Origin of the sequence: Flavobacterium sp. Leaf359, assembly GCF_001423985.1 — a bacterium.
Taxonomy (GTDB): Bacteria; Bacteroidota; Bacteroidia; order Flavobacteriales; family Flavobacteriaceae; genus Flavobacterium; species Flavobacterium lindanitolerans.
In genome coordinates, this window is record NZ_LMPW01000010.1 from 182,407 (window position 1) to 199,943 (window position 17,537).

Sequence of the window (17,537 nt, forward strand, 5' to 3'; positions counted from 1 at the left end):
AATCAGAAATCTAAGGTCAAAAAGTCTAAGGTCGAAAATTAAAAGTCGAATGCGAAGCTGAAAGCAATAGGCCATAAGCAGTAAGCCAAAAATCTAAAATCAGAAATCTAAAATCAAAAATCAAAAATCATAAATCAAAGGTCAAAAAATCTGAAATCAAAAATCAATGAGAGTATTTAAATTTGGAGGTGCTTCAGTAAAAGATGCCAATGGCATTAAAAATGTATACGATGTCTTGCAACAGGTTGGCTATGATGATGTCTTGCTTGTTGTTTCGGCTATGGGAAAAACGACAAATGCTTTGGAAGTCGTCATAAAGAACTACTTTGAAAGGTCGGCCGAGCTGCAATCGTCCCTACAGGATGTCAAGAAATACCACAATCAGATTTTGCTTGATTTGTTTGAAGATGATAAAAATGCCGTATTCACAGCCATCAATCAGCTTTTTTCGGATTTGGAAGGCTTCCTGAAAAGCAACAAATCGCCAAACTATAATTTTGTTTATGACCAGATTGTCAGCTTTGGGGAGATAATTTCGACCACTATCATCAGCCACTATTTCAATTACAGGGGATTGAAAAACCAATGGCTTGATGTGCGTAATTTTATAAAAACAGACACGACCTATCGTGATGCTATTGTAGATTGGGAGCAAACGCAAAAACTGATTTCTAAAAACGTAAAGAAAAAAGTACTCAATATTACACAGGGATTTTTAGGCTCGGATGAAAATAACTTTACAACGACTTTAGGACGTGAAGGTTCAGATTATACGGCAGCGATTTTTGCCTATTGCCTGAATGCGGAAAGTGTTACCATCTGGAAAGATGTGCCAGGTGTTATGAATGCCGACCCGAGATATTTTGAAAATGCGACACTCCTAAACCAGATTTCATATCGCGAAGCTATAGAACTTGCCTTTTACGGAGCTACCGTTATTCACCCTAAAACATTGCAGCCGCTACAGCGAAAAGAAATCCCGCTGTTTGTAAAATCATTCCTGAATCCGTCATTGCCGGGAACCAGCGTAAGCAAAGGGGCTGATTTGGAACCGCACCTGCCTTGTTTTATCGTGAAAAAAGAACAACTGCTTATTTCGCTTTCTTCTATAGATTTCTCATTTATCATGGAAGAAAATATCAGTGAGATTTTCGGCCTTTTGCACCAATACAAAATGAAAGTGAGCCTGATTCAGAACTCGGCAATCAGTTTCTCGGTTTGTATTGAAGACAAATTCGGTAATTTCAACGACCTGAAAAATGTGCTTTCAAAGAAATTCAAAGTTTCGTATAATGAAAATGTTTCGCTTTATACCATTCGCCATTTCAATGAAAAAGCTTCAGAAATGGTTGAAAAAGGAAAACAGGTATTGCTCAAGCAGGTGAGCAGGGAAACCATGCAGATTGTTACCAAGGAAACCACCAACTAATTTTTTTTATAAACCACACGCCATCGGGAGTATCGTAATCCGTTACTCCCGATTTTTATTTGCTTGCCTCTGAAGAACCCGGCTCTTGAAATTATTGGTTTATAAATACTACTTTTGAGCTTTCGGAGTTATAGTATTTATGTTGAAAAAATTGCTTTTTCTGGTTTTAACAGGCTTTGTTTCCGGACTTTCTGCCCAGGAAGTCAAATCGCCGTATAAAAACCGGAAGATTACGGCTTCAAAAGATACGATACGTATTGACAGCGTAAGCATTAGCAGTTCGTTTTTCAAGCTACAGGACAGGGAAGGAAATGATATCGATACAACTTATTATAAGGTTGATTTCCAGAAAAGTATACTTGTTTTTAAGAATGATTTCAAATCTGAAGACACGCTGACACTACGCTATTTCAGCTATCCTGAATATCTTACCCGGAAATACAGCATTTATGACGACAGCCGTGTCGTCAGTAATGAAGCCGGAAAAGCGAATCTTTATAAAGTTTCCCGGGACCCGATAAGCACTTTTAAACCTTTTGACGGATTAAACACATCAGGAAGCATTACGAGAGGCATTACGATTGGTAATAACCAGAATTCTGTAGTCAATTCCAATCTGGATTTACAGATTACCGGAAAGATTTCGGACAAGGTGAGTTTGAGAGCCTCCATTCAGGACAGCAATATTCCTTTGCAGGAAGGCGGCTATTCGCAAAAACTGGATGAATTCGACCAGATTTTTATTGAGCTTTTCAGCGATAAATGGAATATTCGGGCCGGGGATTTGTTTTTGGAAAACAGGCAATCCCGATTTCTGAATTTCAATAAAAAAGTACAAGGGCTTTCGGCTAATTTTACCTTTGGTACACCGGAAAATAAAACGAATGTTTTTGCATCGGCGGCTCTGGTTCGGGGACAATACGCCCGAAGTTCGTTTACAGGACAAGAAGGAAACCAGGGGCCCTACAAGCTGCAAGGACCTAATGGCGAATTGTATATTCTGGTTATTTCCGGTTCAGAACGTGTTTTTGTCAACGGAATTCTGTTGACACGAGGTGAAAACAACGATTATACGATAGATTATAACGCAGGTGAAATTATCTTTACTTCGCTGTTTCCAATTACTTCCGAAATGAGAATTAATGTCGAATATCAATATTCGGATAGAAACTATACGCGTTTCGTGACCTATGCAGGAGCCATGCACGAGCAGGAAAAGTGGAGCTTGGGGGGATATTTATATTCAGAAAATGACGTGAAAAACCAGCCACTGCAACAAAACCTTTCTGCAGAACAGGTAGAAGTGCTGAAAGAAGCAGGCGACAATTCTGCTGCAATGACAGCACCATCGGCTTATGTAGACAGCTATTCCGAAAATAAGATATTGTACAGAAAAACAACCATTGGTGGTGTTGAGGTCTTTGAGTTCTCAAACAACCCCACTGATGAGTTGTACAATGTGCGGTTTTCTCTCGTAGGTGCTAATCAGGGAAATTACAGGCTTTCGAATACGGCCACAATAGGAAGAGTATATGAATATGTTCCGCCCGTAAACGGTATTCCTCAAGGAAATTATGAGCCTATCATCCGATTGGTTGCACCAACTAAAATCCAGATTGCTACCATTTTGGGGAAATACAAGCCAAGCGAAAAAACACTGGTCGATTTTGAATTAGGCGTAAGCAACAATGATTTGAACCTGTTTTCTTCAAAAGACGATAACGATAATCAGGGATTGGCCGGAAAAATTTATGCCAAGCAAAGACTGTTTTCAAAAAAATGGCAACTGGATGCTTTTGCCAACTATCAATTTGTGCAAAAGCAGTTCCGAACCATTGAGCGTTTATTTACGATTGAGTTTGACCGCGACTGGAACCTGACCAATCCGATTGGAAACCAGAGCCTGCTTATTTCCGGTTTGAATTTTATCCTTCCCAATAAAGGAAATGCAAGATACCAATTGGAAAAGCTTGATTTTTCGGAAAGTTTTTCGGGTACCAGACATGTTGTTGACGGTTCTTTCCGATTTAAAAATTTTACTTTTCAGAACAACGGGAGTATACTAAAAAGTGATAGCAATTACTCTGAATCAAAATTTATCAGGAACCAGACACAGGCGCGTTACCATTTTGGTAAGAACTGGGTAGGAGGTGCTTTCAGGCTGGAAGACAATGAAGAAAAGATTAAGGAAACCGGACAGTTTTCTGCCTTGAGCCAAAAGTTTAATGAGTTTGGATTTTTTACCGGACGCGGCGATAGTACAAAGGTGTATGTGGAATTGGGCTATCTGCAACGTTCCAATGACAGTTTGGTTAACGGATTTGTGAAAAAGGTCAATACGTCCAATTCGTATTATCTGAAGTCAAGATTGATGAAAACCGAAAAAAGCGACCTTTCGTTGTTTGTCAACTACAGGAATTTGAAATTTGAAGACCCCACAAGAAAAAATGAACCATCCTTAAATTCGAGATTACTCTATAATGACCGTTATTTTGACCAGTTAATTCAGGTTACCACAACCTATGAAACCACCTCAGGAACCATTCCGCAACAGGAATTTACCTATCTGAAAGTAGAACCGGGACGGGGCGTTTACACCTGGATTGATTATAACAATAATGGAATTCAGGAATTGGAAGAGTTTGAAATTGCCAAGTTTGCAGACCAGGCAGAATACGTAAGGATTTTTCTTCCCAACCAGATTTTTATCAAAACGCACCAGAACAAATTTTCACAGTCTGTGATACTGAATGCCAACCAATGGCAAAACGAAAAAGGATTCAGAAAATTTTTATCCTATTTCTATAACCAGACTTCTTTTCTTGTGGACCGAAAGATTGTCCGCGATAGCGATAATTTTGACCTGAATCCGTTTTCTTCGGGTGAGAAAAATTTATTGGGCTTAAATTCCAGTTTCAGAAACAGCTTATTTTATAACCGGGGGAAACAAGACCATTCCCTAACCTATACGTATTTGAGAAATAGGGCAAAGACATTACTTTCTGTAGGTTCACAGGAAAGCAATAACCGTTCACATCAGATTCAATATGCCCATCTGGTCAAAAAAAGCTGGCTTTTAGGGTTTATGGGCAAAACAATCGAATCAGAATTGTATTCGGAAAATTATGTGAGTAAAAATTTTGAATTAAAGGGCTACCAACTGGCACCAAAAATTTCTTATCTGTTTTCAAGGAATGCAAGCTGGGATTTATTTTATGAATATCAGGATAAGGACAATAAAATTAATGATAAGGAAGCCTTACAACAACATCGGGTAGGGACATCATTCACCTATTCATCAGAGAAAAAATTTACAATGAATGGCGAATTCTCATTGTACAAGAATGATTTCAGCGGCGATGCGCTGTCACCGGTAGCCTATCAGATGCTGGAAGGATTACAGCCGGGGCAAAATTTGACCTGGCGTTTGCTGCTGCAAAAAAACCTGACACAGTTTTTGGATGTTAATGTGAATTATGAAGGAAGAAAAAGCGAAGAAAGCAAAGCTATCCATACCGGAAGCGTACAGCTTAGGGCTTATTTTTAACATGGATAATCCGCTGAAACGTTTATATTTGGAATCTTAATCTAAAAAATGACCCATGAAAACAAAAATAATAGCAGGCTCACTTTTGGCAGTTTCATTATTCATGACCTCATGCAAAAAAGAGTTACAGCCACAGGAAAGTGCGGAACCAACTGAAGCGGTTGCGGCAGATGGAGCAGCAACTCCTGCTGAAGGACAACCGGTGAGCGTGCAGCCACAACAAATGCAGGCTCAACCACAGGTACAGCCACAAGTACAACCACAGCCGGTGGCAACAGCTCCGGGAATGAATCCGCCACACGGACAGCCAGGACACCGTTGTGATATTCAGGTAGGTGCTCCGTTAAATTCGCCTCCGGGCCAAAAACCGGCACCAACTGCTGTAGCACAACCGCAACCGGTAGCCCAGCCTACAGCAACTCCTAATAAAATAACTCCGGTTAATAATGCTGATGTTGTTACCGCACCGGGGATGAATCCGCCACACGGACAGCCGGGACACCGTTGCGATATTGCCGTTGGACAGCCTTTGCCAAAAGCATAAGGAGAAATTTAACTTCAATATTAAACCCATAAGACACTGCGTCTTTGCGTGCAATTTTTTCTCGCAAAGGCGCAGTGTTACATTATAATTAGTATCAGAATAGAACAATTCCCAACTATAAAGAATAATCAGTTCATACCCCCAAGTTCCTTAGTACCTGAGAACCTTGGCGCCTCAGTCCCTAACAACCTCAATAGCCCGATTCACTTTAACTTCCTCTAAAAAATATTCATCGTGCGAAACAACTATCAGAGTGCCGTGATATTCGTTAATGGCGGCAGTTAATATTTCCACGTTTTTGATGTCTAAATTATTGGTTGGTTCGTCCAGCAGGATAATATCCGGAGATTGACTGCTAATGGTCAGGCAGCAAAGCAACAGGCGCATCCTTTCGCCACCACTTAAAGCACTGCACGGTTTATCCCAATCTTCTTTTGTAAACAAAAAGCGGTTCAGCCTGATTTTTATTTCGTGTTCCTGCAAGGAAGAAGAATTAAATTGCTGGGCCTGTTCATAAACTTTGAGCTTGTTGTCAAGCAAAGAATAATCCTGGTCAATATAAACGGATTTGTTGTCTGCCCTGTAGACGGTTCCCGTTTGAGGTTCTAAGCTCCCTAAAATCAATTTTATTAAAGTCGTTTTCCCGGAACCGTTTGTTCCTTTTAAGGCAATACGTTCTCCGCTGATAATTTGAAAACTCAGGTTTTCGTTCCAAAGCGGTTGTGTGCTGTAAGTAAAATTAATATTTGTGGCCGTGAACAAAATTTTTCCCTGATGTAAAGAAGAATTGTCGAAACCAAATCGCATCTTATCCATGTCGGGCAAGGAAGAACGGAGTTCCTGCAGGTCTTTTGAAATGCCGCCAATCTTTTCTGCATGCACATTTTTGAGTTTTGAAGTGCTGTTTTCGGCATTGTTTCGTAGTGTATTCATCATAATTTTGGCAACGCCGGCTTTTTCCTGTTTTCCCTTGCCGCGACTATCTAATTTTTGCTGTCGTTCTAATGTTTCGCGTTCCTTCTCTCTGGCTTTCCGCAATGCTTTTTCCTTGCTTTGTATATACTGATTCAAAGCATTGTTTTCTATTTCCTTTTGGGCTGTGAAAAAATCGTAATTACCGCCATATACTTTAATTCCGTATTTGCTCAGTTCGCAAATCGTGTCTAAAAGATTTAGCAATTTCCGGTCATGGCTCACTACAATTAAGGTGCTTTTTGCAGATTGGATAAAGTCGTATAAGAGCTGTCTTCCCGAAATATCAAGATGGTTACTGGGTTCGTCCAGCAAAACCAATTCTGGCTGATGGATTGAAATTCCTGCCAAAAAAACTTTTGTTTTTTGTCCGCCACTCAATGTTTCCATTTTTTGCGACAAGTCCAGGTTGGTGAGCTGCCAATGTTGTAAAGCTTCGTTACAACGGTCTTCAATTGTCCAGTCATCATCTAGCAAGCTGTAATTTTCTTCCGTAACATTTCCGCTCAGGATTTCCTGCAGGGCATTGAGTTTGGTTTCAATTTGCAACGCCTGTGCAATGGTCAGATGATTGTATTGTCCGAATATTTGCGGAATATAATAAGGTTGGGCATCAATAATTCGTTGTCCGCTTACGGGCTGCAATTCGCCGGCAATAATTTTGAGCAACGTAGATTTTCCGATTCCGTTACTGCCTGTTATTGCTATTTTATTGTGATTGTTTACTGTCAGATTGATATTGCTGAACAGTACCTCTTTGTTGGAGTGTGTATAGGAAATATTCTGTAAAATCAGCATAATTTCTTTCTTTAAAGATTAATGAAAAGACAGACCCCGATGAGGTTCGTCATTTTTAATTATCGGAAAGAAATTATTTTTTACACGTTATCTTCTATTGATTTGAGAGGACAAATATACGAAATGTAATTAAACTCCGCTATTCTTAGTTTATGCAAATAGGTAATGTATATTCAGAAGAGAAAAGAGAATACTAAAAGAAACGCTGACAATAAGAAAGGCAAATACAAATTTTGGCTTTTGCTGTGACAATACTGCTGCGTTAAATCCCATACAGAATATGGTTACGAAGAATAACTGTATCATGTGCCAGATTGATGTACCGCCCATAAGAATAAACATGGCAGCAATAGCACCAAGACAACTTTGAGCAAGAACACTCAATGTGGTAAAGCCAATAAAACCTCTTTTATAACCTGTCAGATAATCATTATATGTTTTCATGATAAGATGCTTTAAAATTTATACTGTAAAGGTAAGTATACATTGTATCAGCCTTTTATGATAAAAATCATGTTTTATAAAAATAAAATTACCCATCTTAGAAATTAGATAAGATGGGTAGATTTATGACTGCCTTGTGGCATTTGTATTATAATATTATAAGAGAATGTTTCAGGTTTCAGTAGACAAAAATCCTAAATCTAAAATCTCAAATTCTAAATTAGATTTTTTGTGTTTTATATATAATGACATTGTCTTCCAAAAGAGTTTCAGATGCTTTGACAAACTCCTGAATATAGGGCTGGCTGTTGTGTGCTTCGAGTCCTTTTTCATCGTTCCAGATTTCATGGAAAACAAAAATATTAGGCTCTGTGCTGTTTTGGTGCAGGTCATATTGAAGACAGGCCGTTTCCTTTTTGGAATGAACCGCCATGTTCATCAGTAATGACTTTACAACATCATTATGTTCCGGTTTGCTTTTTACTATTGCTGTCAGATATATCATGAGAATTAGTTTAAAAAGATGTTGTTCAGGTGTTCGTTATACAGTGCGATGTCCCTTTCTACGTCGGCATTTTTTTCGATGTCGTGAAAATGTATACCTTCCAAAGGAGCCATTCCGGTAAAAGCATTCATGCGATGGAAGCCAAACATAACACCTTCGTCTACACTTTTCTGCTGGAAAAATTCGTCAGGAAGCGTAAAGGCTTCTTTTGGAGCGTTCCAGGAAGTGGTGAGCATGTATTTTCTGCCATGAAGCATTCCGCCAGTTCCATAATTTACAGTTGGATTTGTTGAAGAACGGCCGTCGCTATGGTAAATTCCGGTAGCATGGCCTTCTGTAAATACAACATCGATGTATTGCTTAAAAGCGTGTGGAAGCTGGAACCACCAGATAGGAGTGTGGTAGATGACAACATCGGCCCAAACAAATTTCTCTACTTCTTCAGCAGGATTGTACTCGTTGTTGACATCTGTTATCTGTACTTCAAAGTTGGGATTATTTTTAAAAAAATTAAAAGTTTCCTGTGCGATAGTTTCATTGAATCTGCCGCCGGAATGGCCAAATTTTTGACCACCATTGATTATAAATATTTTTTTCATGATTGTAATAATTCATTTGATGATGCAAATTTAGGACGACATTACCTATTATTAAAATAACATAATTCATACATTTGTATTATAATTATAATAGTTAAATCATGGTAAATCTGGAATGGTACAGGACATTTAAAGCCGTATATAAATCAGGAACACTAACCGGAGCTGCCGAAGTACTGTTTATTTCACAGCCCGGAGTGAGTCTGCATTTGAGTTCGCTGGAAAACTATGTCGGATATAAGCTGTTTGACCGTACGGGACGCAAAATGGTTCCAACGGAAAGAGGAAAAGTGCTTTATAATTTTATTATAGAAGCGTTGACAAAACTGGAAGAGGCCGAAAAGAATTTCCAACGCAGCACGGAAAAGCACACACCTACTATTAGTGTGGGGATGTGTTTCGAAACGTTCCAGATTACGTTGGAGCAATATATTGCGACCTTGCCATTTAATGTAATCATTCAATTTGGAGAATATCCCGAAATGGTAGAAAACCTCGAAAAAGGAATCCTGGATATTATCATCACGCCGCAAATGGTTCCAAAAAGCGGAATCGACTACCAGCCTTTTTCATCTGAAACCATAGTGCTGGTGGGTGGCAATGAAACAGACGTACAGACATTTCAGGCCTTGGAAGAAGCAGGTGATTTTGAAGCCGTCGAATTATGGCTGAAGCAGCAAAAGTGGTATGGTACAACCGGAGATATGGAACATTTGAGAAGGTTCTGGCAATTGAACTTCAATAAATATCCTGACTTCCGACCGAACTATATCGTGCCCAACCTAAATTCTATAGTACGCTGTCTTAGCAGTGGTCAGGGATTGGCAGTAATACCGGATTTTTTGTGTAAGAAAGATATTGATAGCGGCCAAATCAAGATGATATGGGAGGGAAAAGTACCTCTCAAAAACACGCTTCATTTTGCTACAAGAAAAAAGACAATCTACGCAGACGAGATTGCCCTAATCAAAGAGATATTCATGAAAGTAATGAAATAAACCTAGTTTTTCTTCTTTTTGAAGTCAGGCATAAAAGAAATTCCTATGTTGAAATAACCCGTGCCGTCTTGTTTGGTCGAAAAAATATAATCGTTTGTGTTTCCTCCTCTTTCGGAGAGTCTTGAATTAAAAACGGTAGACAATCCGGTCTTGAATGTTGCGATGATTGTCTTGTTGATATGATGCTCATAGGTCAGGCCGGAACGAAGTTCTAAAATACGGTAATCGTACACGTCTGCAAAGCCCGGCACATTATTGTTGTAGACATAAAAACCGTCACCGTTGAGTTCTGTTCCTATAGAAAATTTTCCATTTTCAGATACCGGCCTGTGGAATAAGAGCCTTTGCGGTAAAATCAGGTCCAATATCCAGGGTGAGTTTTGGAATCGGTGTTCCATCATAAAAGTAGGAGCAACCGGAACCGGGGAAGCCGGGTCGATAAAAACAAGTGCTCCAACTCCAATCGTGGTTCTTTCTGTTTTTTTCAGAATAATTGTTGCGCCAATAAAACCTTTTAACCGCTCAATATCTTTTTCGCTACCATCTGCAGTAAGGCTGGCATTGTAAATAAAAGGTTTATTAAATAATCGGGCGAAATAAGTAAAACTTAGTGTTGCAGACAGGTAGTGAAAATCTATTTTTTTGTCATAAGGAGCAATAGCATCACCGGCTACGTTTTCCACATCATTCAATTCAAAGGCTTCGTATTTGTAATTGAGCGAAGTAGTAATACTCCATCTGGGTTTTGAAAACACGACAAAATTGGAATTGGCGTTGAATCGGTAATGGTTTTTGATTTCTCCTTCCTCGAAAGCCCTGTCGAATAATTCGGAATCAAAATCGGTTGGCAGGTATTGCTGGTACTGGAAGTCCAAAAAACGGGTAGACGGAAACCTCTCGGTTACGGCAGCTTTGACGTTTTCTTTTAACTGTTCTTTTTCTTGTGCTTTGGCAAATACGCATAGCAGTATTGCAAAAGGCAAAATTTTTGATTTCATAGCATGTTTTTAACGGTTGTTGTTATAATCTGTCCGAAATGTTCTTTCCGAGATACTGTTCCAGGAATTTTTTTCGGAATACTTCGCCAATCGGAATTTCAGAAGTTTTGATATAAATAGTATGGTTGTCAAAAGAATCAATATGCTGTACATTGACCATATACGATTTGCTGACGCGGATGAACTGCACTTCCGGAAGGTGCTGTGAGATGGTTTTAAGGTTCATGGCAGTGATAATCTTGCTGTCGTTGACATAAATCACGACATAATCTTTCAGCCCTTCGATATAAAGGATATCCCGAAAAAGTAATTTGTGGAATTTGCGTTCTGATTTTATGAGCATAAAGTCGGTTTCGAGACTTTCCAGCGTGCTTTTTTCCTCCTTTCCGGACAGTAATTCGCGATAAGCAAATGCTTTTTTAATCGATTTCTCCAAACGGGTTTTAATGATTGGCTTTACCAGATAATCTATAGCATCCACCTCGTAGCTTTTCAAAGCATATTGCGAATAGGCTGTAGTAAATATAATGAGGGTTTGTTCCGGAATTGATTCTGCAAACTCCAATCCGTTGATTCCCGGCATCTGTATGTCGAGAAAAATCAAGTCAACTGTATTTTCCAGCATGAATTCCCGCGCTTTTTTAGGGCCATTGAAACACCCAATCACATTCAATTCAGGAATATCCTGCAGAAGCAGAAGCATGCCCTCTCTGGCAAGAGGTTCGTCATCAACGATTATACAGTTCATATTGGCAGTGTTAAGGTTACGGTATATTGTTTATCGTCGTCATTAATATCCAGTTTATAATCCTTCGCATAGAGCAAATCTAACCTGCGTTTGATATTCGCAAGCCCCAATCCTCCTTTATGCTGCTCATCGATGGGCTCTGCAGATTTAGTGTTGGAACACGTAAAAACAAGTTCTTTTTTATAAATTTTGAAAGTAATGTCTATTTTGGAAGGATGGTCCAAATCGGCACTATGTTTAATGGCATTCTCTATAAATGTCGTAAAGAGGTTGGGAGGAAGTACCAACTGTGAAATCAAGTTGCTGTTACTGTCTTCGTTTTCAATTGTGAGCCTGAAATTAAAGTCGTCACGACGAATTTTTTCAAGTTCCATAAAATCGTTCAGGAATTGTATTTCCGATAAAAGCAAAACCGAAGGCTGGTTGTTGTCATACAGTTGATAACGAAGAAAATCGGACAGTTTCATAATAACGGTTGAAGCCTTTTCCGGATTTTTTTTAACGAGTACGTTGACATTGTTCAGCATATTGAAAAGAAAGTGCGGATTGATTTGGTTTTTTAATTCCTTGAGTTCCAGTTGAAGGGAATTGGTTTCCAGTTCAATAATACGTTCCGTATCACGGGCCCATTGCTGAAACAGTTTGATGGAAGTGGATGAAAAAACCAGAATTGTAAGCAGGTTGGAGGTGGCCAGAATTTCCCGGAAGAAACTGGTAAAAACCTTTCGGGGCGTAATGCGGTATTGCTCAAAATAATTCAGGCCGTTTTTTACGAGTATAAAACTGCATACTATCAGCAGTACCAGACAGACCAGATAAGTAACATATTCACCTTTAAATAAAAGCTTCGGAATCAGTACATACATATTGATGTAGACCATTGCCAAGAAGTAGGCAATCCACAGCCATTTCACATAATAGTGAAAATCGCCACTATACTCTTTGATTTCTCCCGAATCGTATGAAAATGCAATTATGTATATAATAATAGACAGATGCCTCCATACCCTGTACTTGGGGTCAATCAGGAATTTAATGAAATTATTTTGAAAACAATTGTCTTTCAAGGTTCTATATTTTAACGGTACGAAATAAGACTAAAAAAGGACACTACCCAATTAATTTATACCAACCCCCATTTTAATTATACGAAAAGGTTTTTTGCCTGTTTTAGCCATAAATCTATTAAATAACGGTTTTTGTATAAAATAAGTTTGTGTTCGTATAAAAAAACCGGGGAGCTTTTATGTTCCTTCTACTTTTGAAATAAAAAAGTTATGAAATCGGTCCAAGCAATAGAGCGCTGGATTACAGCCATCGAGAGTTCAAAACAGGAAGCCTGCGCCAAAGAACAGCAAATCAAAGCAATTGTTGATTTGTGGAAATTTGCAGACCTGTATGACCAGGGAACTACCATTACACAAAAAGGAGAACTCCAATTGGAAGATTCTGATGGCAGGATTGATAAAATCAGTGTGGCGACGTCGGATTTATTTCTTACACCAAAAGAAAACGCCATCTCAAAAATTCTTTCAGAAATCGAAACAGAATTTTCGGAACTTGGAGACCGTTACAGGGCGCTCTATAATGTGGAGTTCCGCAATCCGGAAGCCAATTTTGATGCTGCAGAAATCCTGAAACTCAAAAGCGAGATTATTTCAGGAATCAAAGGAGAGGTCATATTGTACAAATATGTCGAACGCATCCGAAAACTACCTTCGTCCGAATTCCGAATTGTAAACCGGGATTTCAGGATTTTAGAATGCAGTTATGAAGACATACAGAGCGCCATAGACCAGAACTATTTGTTGCAATCAGACCAAAGACAATGGCTGGTAATAGTATTGAGCGCTGTTGATAACAACTGCAGGTCGTTTTTGATTGATGAAACTATAAAAACAGCTACCTTTTCATCCGGTTTTGAAAAAATATTCCTTTTTGACTTTTATACTTCCGAAATCATCGAATTAAACATCAATGCCAAGGCCGGGACAGCCATTAAAGGGGTGCCTTTGGTTGCCAGTGGTGTTGCCTGATATCCAAATATTGACTCTGTTTCCGGGATTTATGTGGCAAGCTATTCTAAAAGTGATTAGCTTTATACTTTATTACAGCAATAGTTGTTATGGAGTTCAGCCAGTTTACACCCTCCGAATTCCGGAGCCTGTGCGACAGTCTTGCCGCAAAAGATCAGGATATCAAAAATATTCTCGACCAATACGATTATCCGCCATTTTGGTCGCGGCCCAATACTTTTGAAACGTTGGTGCACATCATACTGGAACAGCAGGTTTCAATCACTTCGGCATTGGCAGCCCTTAATAAATTGAGAGATTATGTTGGGGAAATTACGCCTGAGCGCATACTGTCTTTGTCTGAAGAAGAACTCAGGGCTTGTTATTTTAGCCGACAAAAAACAGCTTATGTAAAACATTTGGCCCAGGCACTCCTGGATAAACAAATTGATTTGCAGCTGTTGGAAACACAGTCTGACGAAACCATTCGGACTATATTGAGCCAGTTAAAAGGTATAGGCAACTGGACGATTGATATTTACCTGATTTTTGTACTGAAACGTTCCGATATTTTTCCAATAGGAGACCTGGCGGCGGTAAATGCGTTAAAGCAATTGAAAAACATGCCCAAAGAAACTTCCCGGGAGATTCTAATAGAAAAGGCGGCCAATTGGCAACCTTTCCGCACGGTTGCAACTATGCTGTTATGGCATTATTACCTGTCATTAAGGGCTAAGAAATAATAGATATAATTAGAATCGAAAGAGAGGCGTAAATATTTTGTGATTCATTTCTTCTAAGGTCATTTTTTATTAAAATTTCTAACAATACTGCTGCTTTAACGCTTGAAAAATAGGAAATATGATGAATTTCTATACATTTGTAGACAATTCAAAAACTTAATCAAGCCCCCAAATACTATGGCAAAGTTTGCTTTTTACTTTATCATTGTCTTTTCTATTGTTTTCCCCCAACAGATGAAAAGCCAGAATACTGCAGATTCTTTACACACATTAATTAAAAAAGCAGATGGGCTGCGCAAAAGTGAACTGAATCTTGAACTTGCAAAATATTTTTTACCAACCAATCAGGATTCTTGTCTTTATTACAGCCAGGTTGCCCAAAAAATAGGCAAAAAGATAAATAATCATGCGATTGTAATCCGTTCTTTTGCCCTTATCGCGGAATCCTACCAAAAGCAAAACAAAATGAAGGAAGCGATTGCTACCTATCAGGAGGGGCTTAAACTGGCAGAAAAGCATAACGAAAAATCGTTGGCGGGAACTATTTACAATGGAATAGGAACCTGTTATTTTTACATGAACGACCCTAAAAAGGCAGAATACTATCTGGAACAGGCAGCACAAGCCAAAAAAGAAGCGAATGATTATCAATATTATTCTTTCATAGCAGCAAATCTGGCAGCTTTGCAGATTATGAACCAATCATTTGACGAAGCAATACACACGCTTAAAGACGCTGAAAAAACACTAATAAAAAACAAGCAGGACAGTTATCTGGCTACGGTTTACAATTCGCTTGGAGCGGCTTATCAGGGAATAAAATCGGATTCCTGTGTTTATTATTACGAAAAAGGTCTTGAGCTTTCCAAAAAAAACAAGGACTATCTCACCATGATGACTACACATCAGAATTTGGGAGATTATTATCTGGAGAAGAAAAATTATGACAAGGCAATTGAGTATATGGAGCAAGCGATTGCAGTGAATGAACTGCGTCCGGAAGACCAATATAAGCCGGCATTATTTGAAAGAATAAGCATTTTGTATGAATCGATGGGAGATTTTAAAAATGCCTACCACTATAAAAAACTGGAAAACGAAACACGCCAGCGTCTTTTTACCGCAGCAAAACAAAAAGAAATCGAAGAACTCGAAATCAAGTACCAAAGCGAGAAAAAAGAAAAGGCAATCCAACTTCACAAACATGAGGCGGAAAAAGCAAAGAATCAACAAACCGCTTTGCTATATGGTTCTGCTTTGCTGTTTTTGATTGGCGGATTTATTACCTATTTGATTTTCCAAAGAAGAAAGATTACCCAAAAATTTGAAAAGGAAAAACTTAGGATGTTTGAAAATATCCTGCATGAAATCAAGACACCGCTTACGCTTATTGATGGCCCTATCCAGGTTATGAAACAGCGTTCTGATTGTTCGAATGAAGAACAGCTTAGTCTGATGGAACGAAATTCTAAAAAATTAATGAGTCTGGTTACCGAACTGCTCGATGCGTCAAAATTGGGCAGAGGCAGTTTCCAACTACATTATACCAACGGTGCGGTTGATGATTTTATCGAAAATACGATTGACACTTTTGCTAATGAAGCAAAATCTAAAGACATACAAATTACGCATACTAAGAATAATGTAGAAAAACATTATTCGTTTCCATCTAATGCTTTGGAAAAAATCCTTTCCAATCTTATCGGGAATGCTGTGAAATACTGCCCTCCAAAAGCAAAAATTCAAGTGGCATCACAGATAGAAGGAGACAGATTAAACATTCGTGTAAGCGATACGGGTCCTGGAATTCCGAAAGAAGAGCAGAAAAAAGTATTTCGTCGCTTTTTCAGAGGAAATCAGACTTCAGACACCAATGGAACGGGAATAGGCCTTTCTCTTGTTAAAGAATTGGTAGAATTGGCTCAAGGAACTATTCATCTTCAAAGCGATTCTTCGGGAACTACATTCCTTGTTTCCCTTCCAATACAGGAAGCCGTAAATCATACAGATGCCGGAGTTACGAATGAGGACATGCCAATCCTTCTTCTCGCTGAAGATGACCCGGATACGGCAGCTTTCAGCATAGCTGTCTTAAAAGAAAACTTTCACATAATCCATGCTAAAAACGGAAAAGAGGCTCTTGATTTAATTCGCAAGAATTTGCCCGATATTGTCCTTTCGGATGTTATGATGCCGGAAAAAGACGGTATCGAATTGCTTTCGACAATCAGGTCTGAAGAATTGACAAATCATTTGCCGTTTGTATTATTTTCTGCAAAAGCATCATTGGAAAGCCGTTTGGAAGGATTGCAGCATGGAGCCGATGCTTATATTTCAAAACCGTTTTCGCCAGATGAGCTGAAGCTGACGATAAAAAACCTTTTCAATACCGTACAAAGGAATAAAGAAGCCTATAAAGAAGCCATACATTCGGAAAAAGTATTTGAAGAAAGAGTTAAAAGTCCAAATCCCTATGTCAATAAAGTCATTGGTCATATTTTGGATAATATAGATAATCAAAACTATTCCGTTAATGAACTTTCTGATAATATGTCTGTCAGCAGAAGCCAACTCCACCGAAAATTAGTTGCGCTGACAGGGTTCTCCACAACTAATTTTATCAGCATGATCCGACTTGAAAAAGCCAAAGATCTGTTGCTTAATAACGAAGGAAACATTACTGAAATTGCCTACAAATGCGGTTTCAACAGCCAGTCCTATTTTACAAAATCCTTTACGGAGTACTTTGGGAAAAGTCCGAGCCAAGTGCTTAAAAATCAATAATTTTTTTGCAGATGCAACAATAGTACACAATATGGCAACATGGTTGCATAGCCGTTTGTGACCGGAAATCTAAATTTACCGACGTGAATCAACAATCAAAATCAATATACTTTTATGAAACAACTTTTACTGTTTTTTATTCTTTTTTGGCACGTTTCCTCCAAAGCCAATGATGAATGTGTGAATGCAATACAATTAAATCCAAACGCTAATTGCGTCAATGTAAGTGGCACATTTAACGGTGCAACTCTCAGTGGTGCAGCTCCTACATGCGCTACTAACAGCAGCCAGGACGTTTGGTATCGTTTTACGGCAACGGAACAGACAATGTCCGTTAACCTGTCCAGGGTGTCAACGAACTCGACAATGTATCTTGCGATGGAACTCTATGAAGATAGTTGCGCTGGAAACTT

Annotated in this window: 15 protein-coding genes; 8 read left to right on the forward strand and 7 right to left on the reverse strand. The window is 38.8% G+C overall.

Annotation, left to right across the window (positions count from 1 at the left end):
* The first annotated feature begins 166 nt into the window (after nt 1-166).
* From ASG38_RS05095 to ASG38_RS05105, 3 genes are all read left to right on the forward strand, one after another.
* Nucleotides 167-1,429 (forward strand): aspartate kinase, encoded by a 1,263-nt coding sequence (locus ASG38_RS05095; RefSeq protein ID WP_056067797.1) that lies wholly within the window; start codon nt 167-169, stop codon nt 1,427-1,429.
* Nucleotides 1,430-1,568: 139 nt separating this feature from the next.
* Nucleotides 1,569-4,976, forward strand: a complete 3,408-nt coding sequence (locus ASG38_RS05100) for a hypothetical protein (protein ID WP_056067800.1) — start codon at nt 1,569-1,571, stop codon at nt 4,974-4,976.
* A 55-nt stretch (nt 4,977-5,031) separates the two neighbouring features.
* Nucleotides 5,032-5,520: a hypothetical protein gene (locus ASG38_RS05105; protein WP_056067802.1), complete on the forward strand. Its 489-nt coding sequence runs from the start codon at nt 5,032-5,034 to the stop codon at nt 5,518-5,520.
* 174 nt (nt 5,521-5,694) lie between these two features.
* On the opposite strand, the gene abc-f is transcribed toward ASG38_RS05105, so the two are convergent.
* From abc-f to ASG38_RS05125, 4 genes are all read right to left on the reverse strand, one after another.
* Nucleotides 5,695-7,290, reverse strand: coding sequence for a ribosomal protection-like ABC-F family protein (gene abc-f / locus ASG38_RS05110; RefSeq protein WP_056067803.1), 1,596 nt, complete (start codon nt 7,288-7,290; stop codon nt 5,695-5,697).
* Nucleotides 7,291-7,440: 150 nt separating this feature from the next.
* On the reverse strand, nt 7,441-7,734 hold the full coding sequence (locus tag ASG38_RS05115) for a hypothetical protein (RefSeq protein WP_056067805.1): 294 nt from the start codon (nt 7,732-7,734) through the stop codon (nt 7,441-7,443).
* 220 nt (nt 7,735-7,954) lie between these two features.
* Nucleotides 7,955-8,239 (reverse strand): putative quinol monooxygenase, encoded by a 285-nt coding sequence (locus ASG38_RS05120; protein WP_056067806.1) that lies wholly within the window; start codon nt 8,237-8,239, stop codon nt 7,955-7,957.
* A gap of 5 nt (nt 8,240-8,244) precedes the next feature.
* Nucleotides 8,245-8,838, reverse strand: a complete 594-nt coding sequence (locus ASG38_RS05125; protein ID WP_056067808.1) for an NAD(P)H-dependent oxidoreductase — start codon at nt 8,836-8,838, stop codon at nt 8,245-8,247.
* Nucleotides 8,839-8,939: 101 nt separating this feature from the next.
* On the opposite strand from ASG38_RS05125, the gene ASG38_RS05130 reads away from it, so the two are divergent.
* The gene (locus tag ASG38_RS05130; protein ID WP_056067809.1) at nt 8,940-9,836 is read left to right on the forward strand and encodes a LysR family transcriptional regulator; all 897 of its coding nucleotides are present in this window, start codon (nt 8,940-8,942) and stop codon (nt 9,834-9,836) included.
* A 2-nt stretch (nt 9,837-9,838) separates the two neighbouring features.
* Here ASG38_RS05130 and ASG38_RS05135 read toward each other — a convergent pair whose 3' ends face one another.
* Genes ASG38_RS05135 through ASG38_RS05145 form a run of 3 tightly spaced genes read right to left on the reverse strand, consistent with a single transcriptional unit; the run spans nt 9,839 to nt 12,649 of the window.
* Nucleotides 9,839-10,834: a hypothetical protein gene (locus ASG38_RS05135; RefSeq protein WP_056067812.1), complete on the reverse strand. Its 996-nt coding sequence runs from the start codon at nt 10,832-10,834 to the stop codon at nt 9,839-9,841.
* Nucleotides 10,835-10,856: 22 nt separating this feature from the next.
* Nucleotides 10,857-11,582, reverse strand: a complete 726-nt coding sequence (locus tag ASG38_RS05140) for a LytTR family DNA-binding domain-containing protein (RefSeq protein WP_056067814.1) — start codon at nt 11,580-11,582, stop codon at nt 10,857-10,859.
* Nucleotides 11,579-12,649, reverse strand: coding sequence for a sensor histidine kinase (locus tag ASG38_RS05145; protein WP_056067816.1), 1,071 nt, complete (start codon nt 12,647-12,649; stop codon nt 11,579-11,581). The genes ASG38_RS05140 and ASG38_RS05145 overlap by 4 nt, the downstream gene beginning before the upstream one ends.
* Nucleotides 12,650-12,859: 210 nt before the next feature.
* On the opposite strand from ASG38_RS05145, the gene ASG38_RS05150 reads away from it, so the two are divergent.
* From ASG38_RS05150 to ASG38_RS18245, 4 genes are all read left to right on the forward strand, one after another.
* Nucleotides 12,860-13,618, forward strand: a complete 759-nt coding sequence (locus tag ASG38_RS05150) for a hypothetical protein (protein ID WP_056067818.1) — start codon at nt 12,860-12,862, stop codon at nt 13,616-13,618.
* An 89-nt stretch (nt 13,619-13,707) separates the two neighbouring features.
* A complete protein-coding gene (locus ASG38_RS05155; protein WP_056067820.1) occupies nt 13,708-14,340 on the forward strand; it encodes a DNA-3-methyladenine glycosylase in 633 nt (210 codons plus the stop codon).
* Between the two features lie 177 nt (nt 14,341-14,517).
* A complete protein-coding gene (locus tag ASG38_RS05160; RefSeq protein ID WP_082482158.1) occupies nt 14,518-17,124 on the forward strand; it encodes an ATP-binding protein in 2,607 nt (868 codons plus the stop codon).
* A gap of 114 nt (nt 17,125-17,238) precedes the next feature.
* Nucleotides 17,239-17,537, forward strand: a 299-nt coding sequence (locus tag ASG38_RS18245) for a hypothetical protein (RefSeq protein WP_056067826.1), incomplete at its 3' end; no start/stop codon positions are given.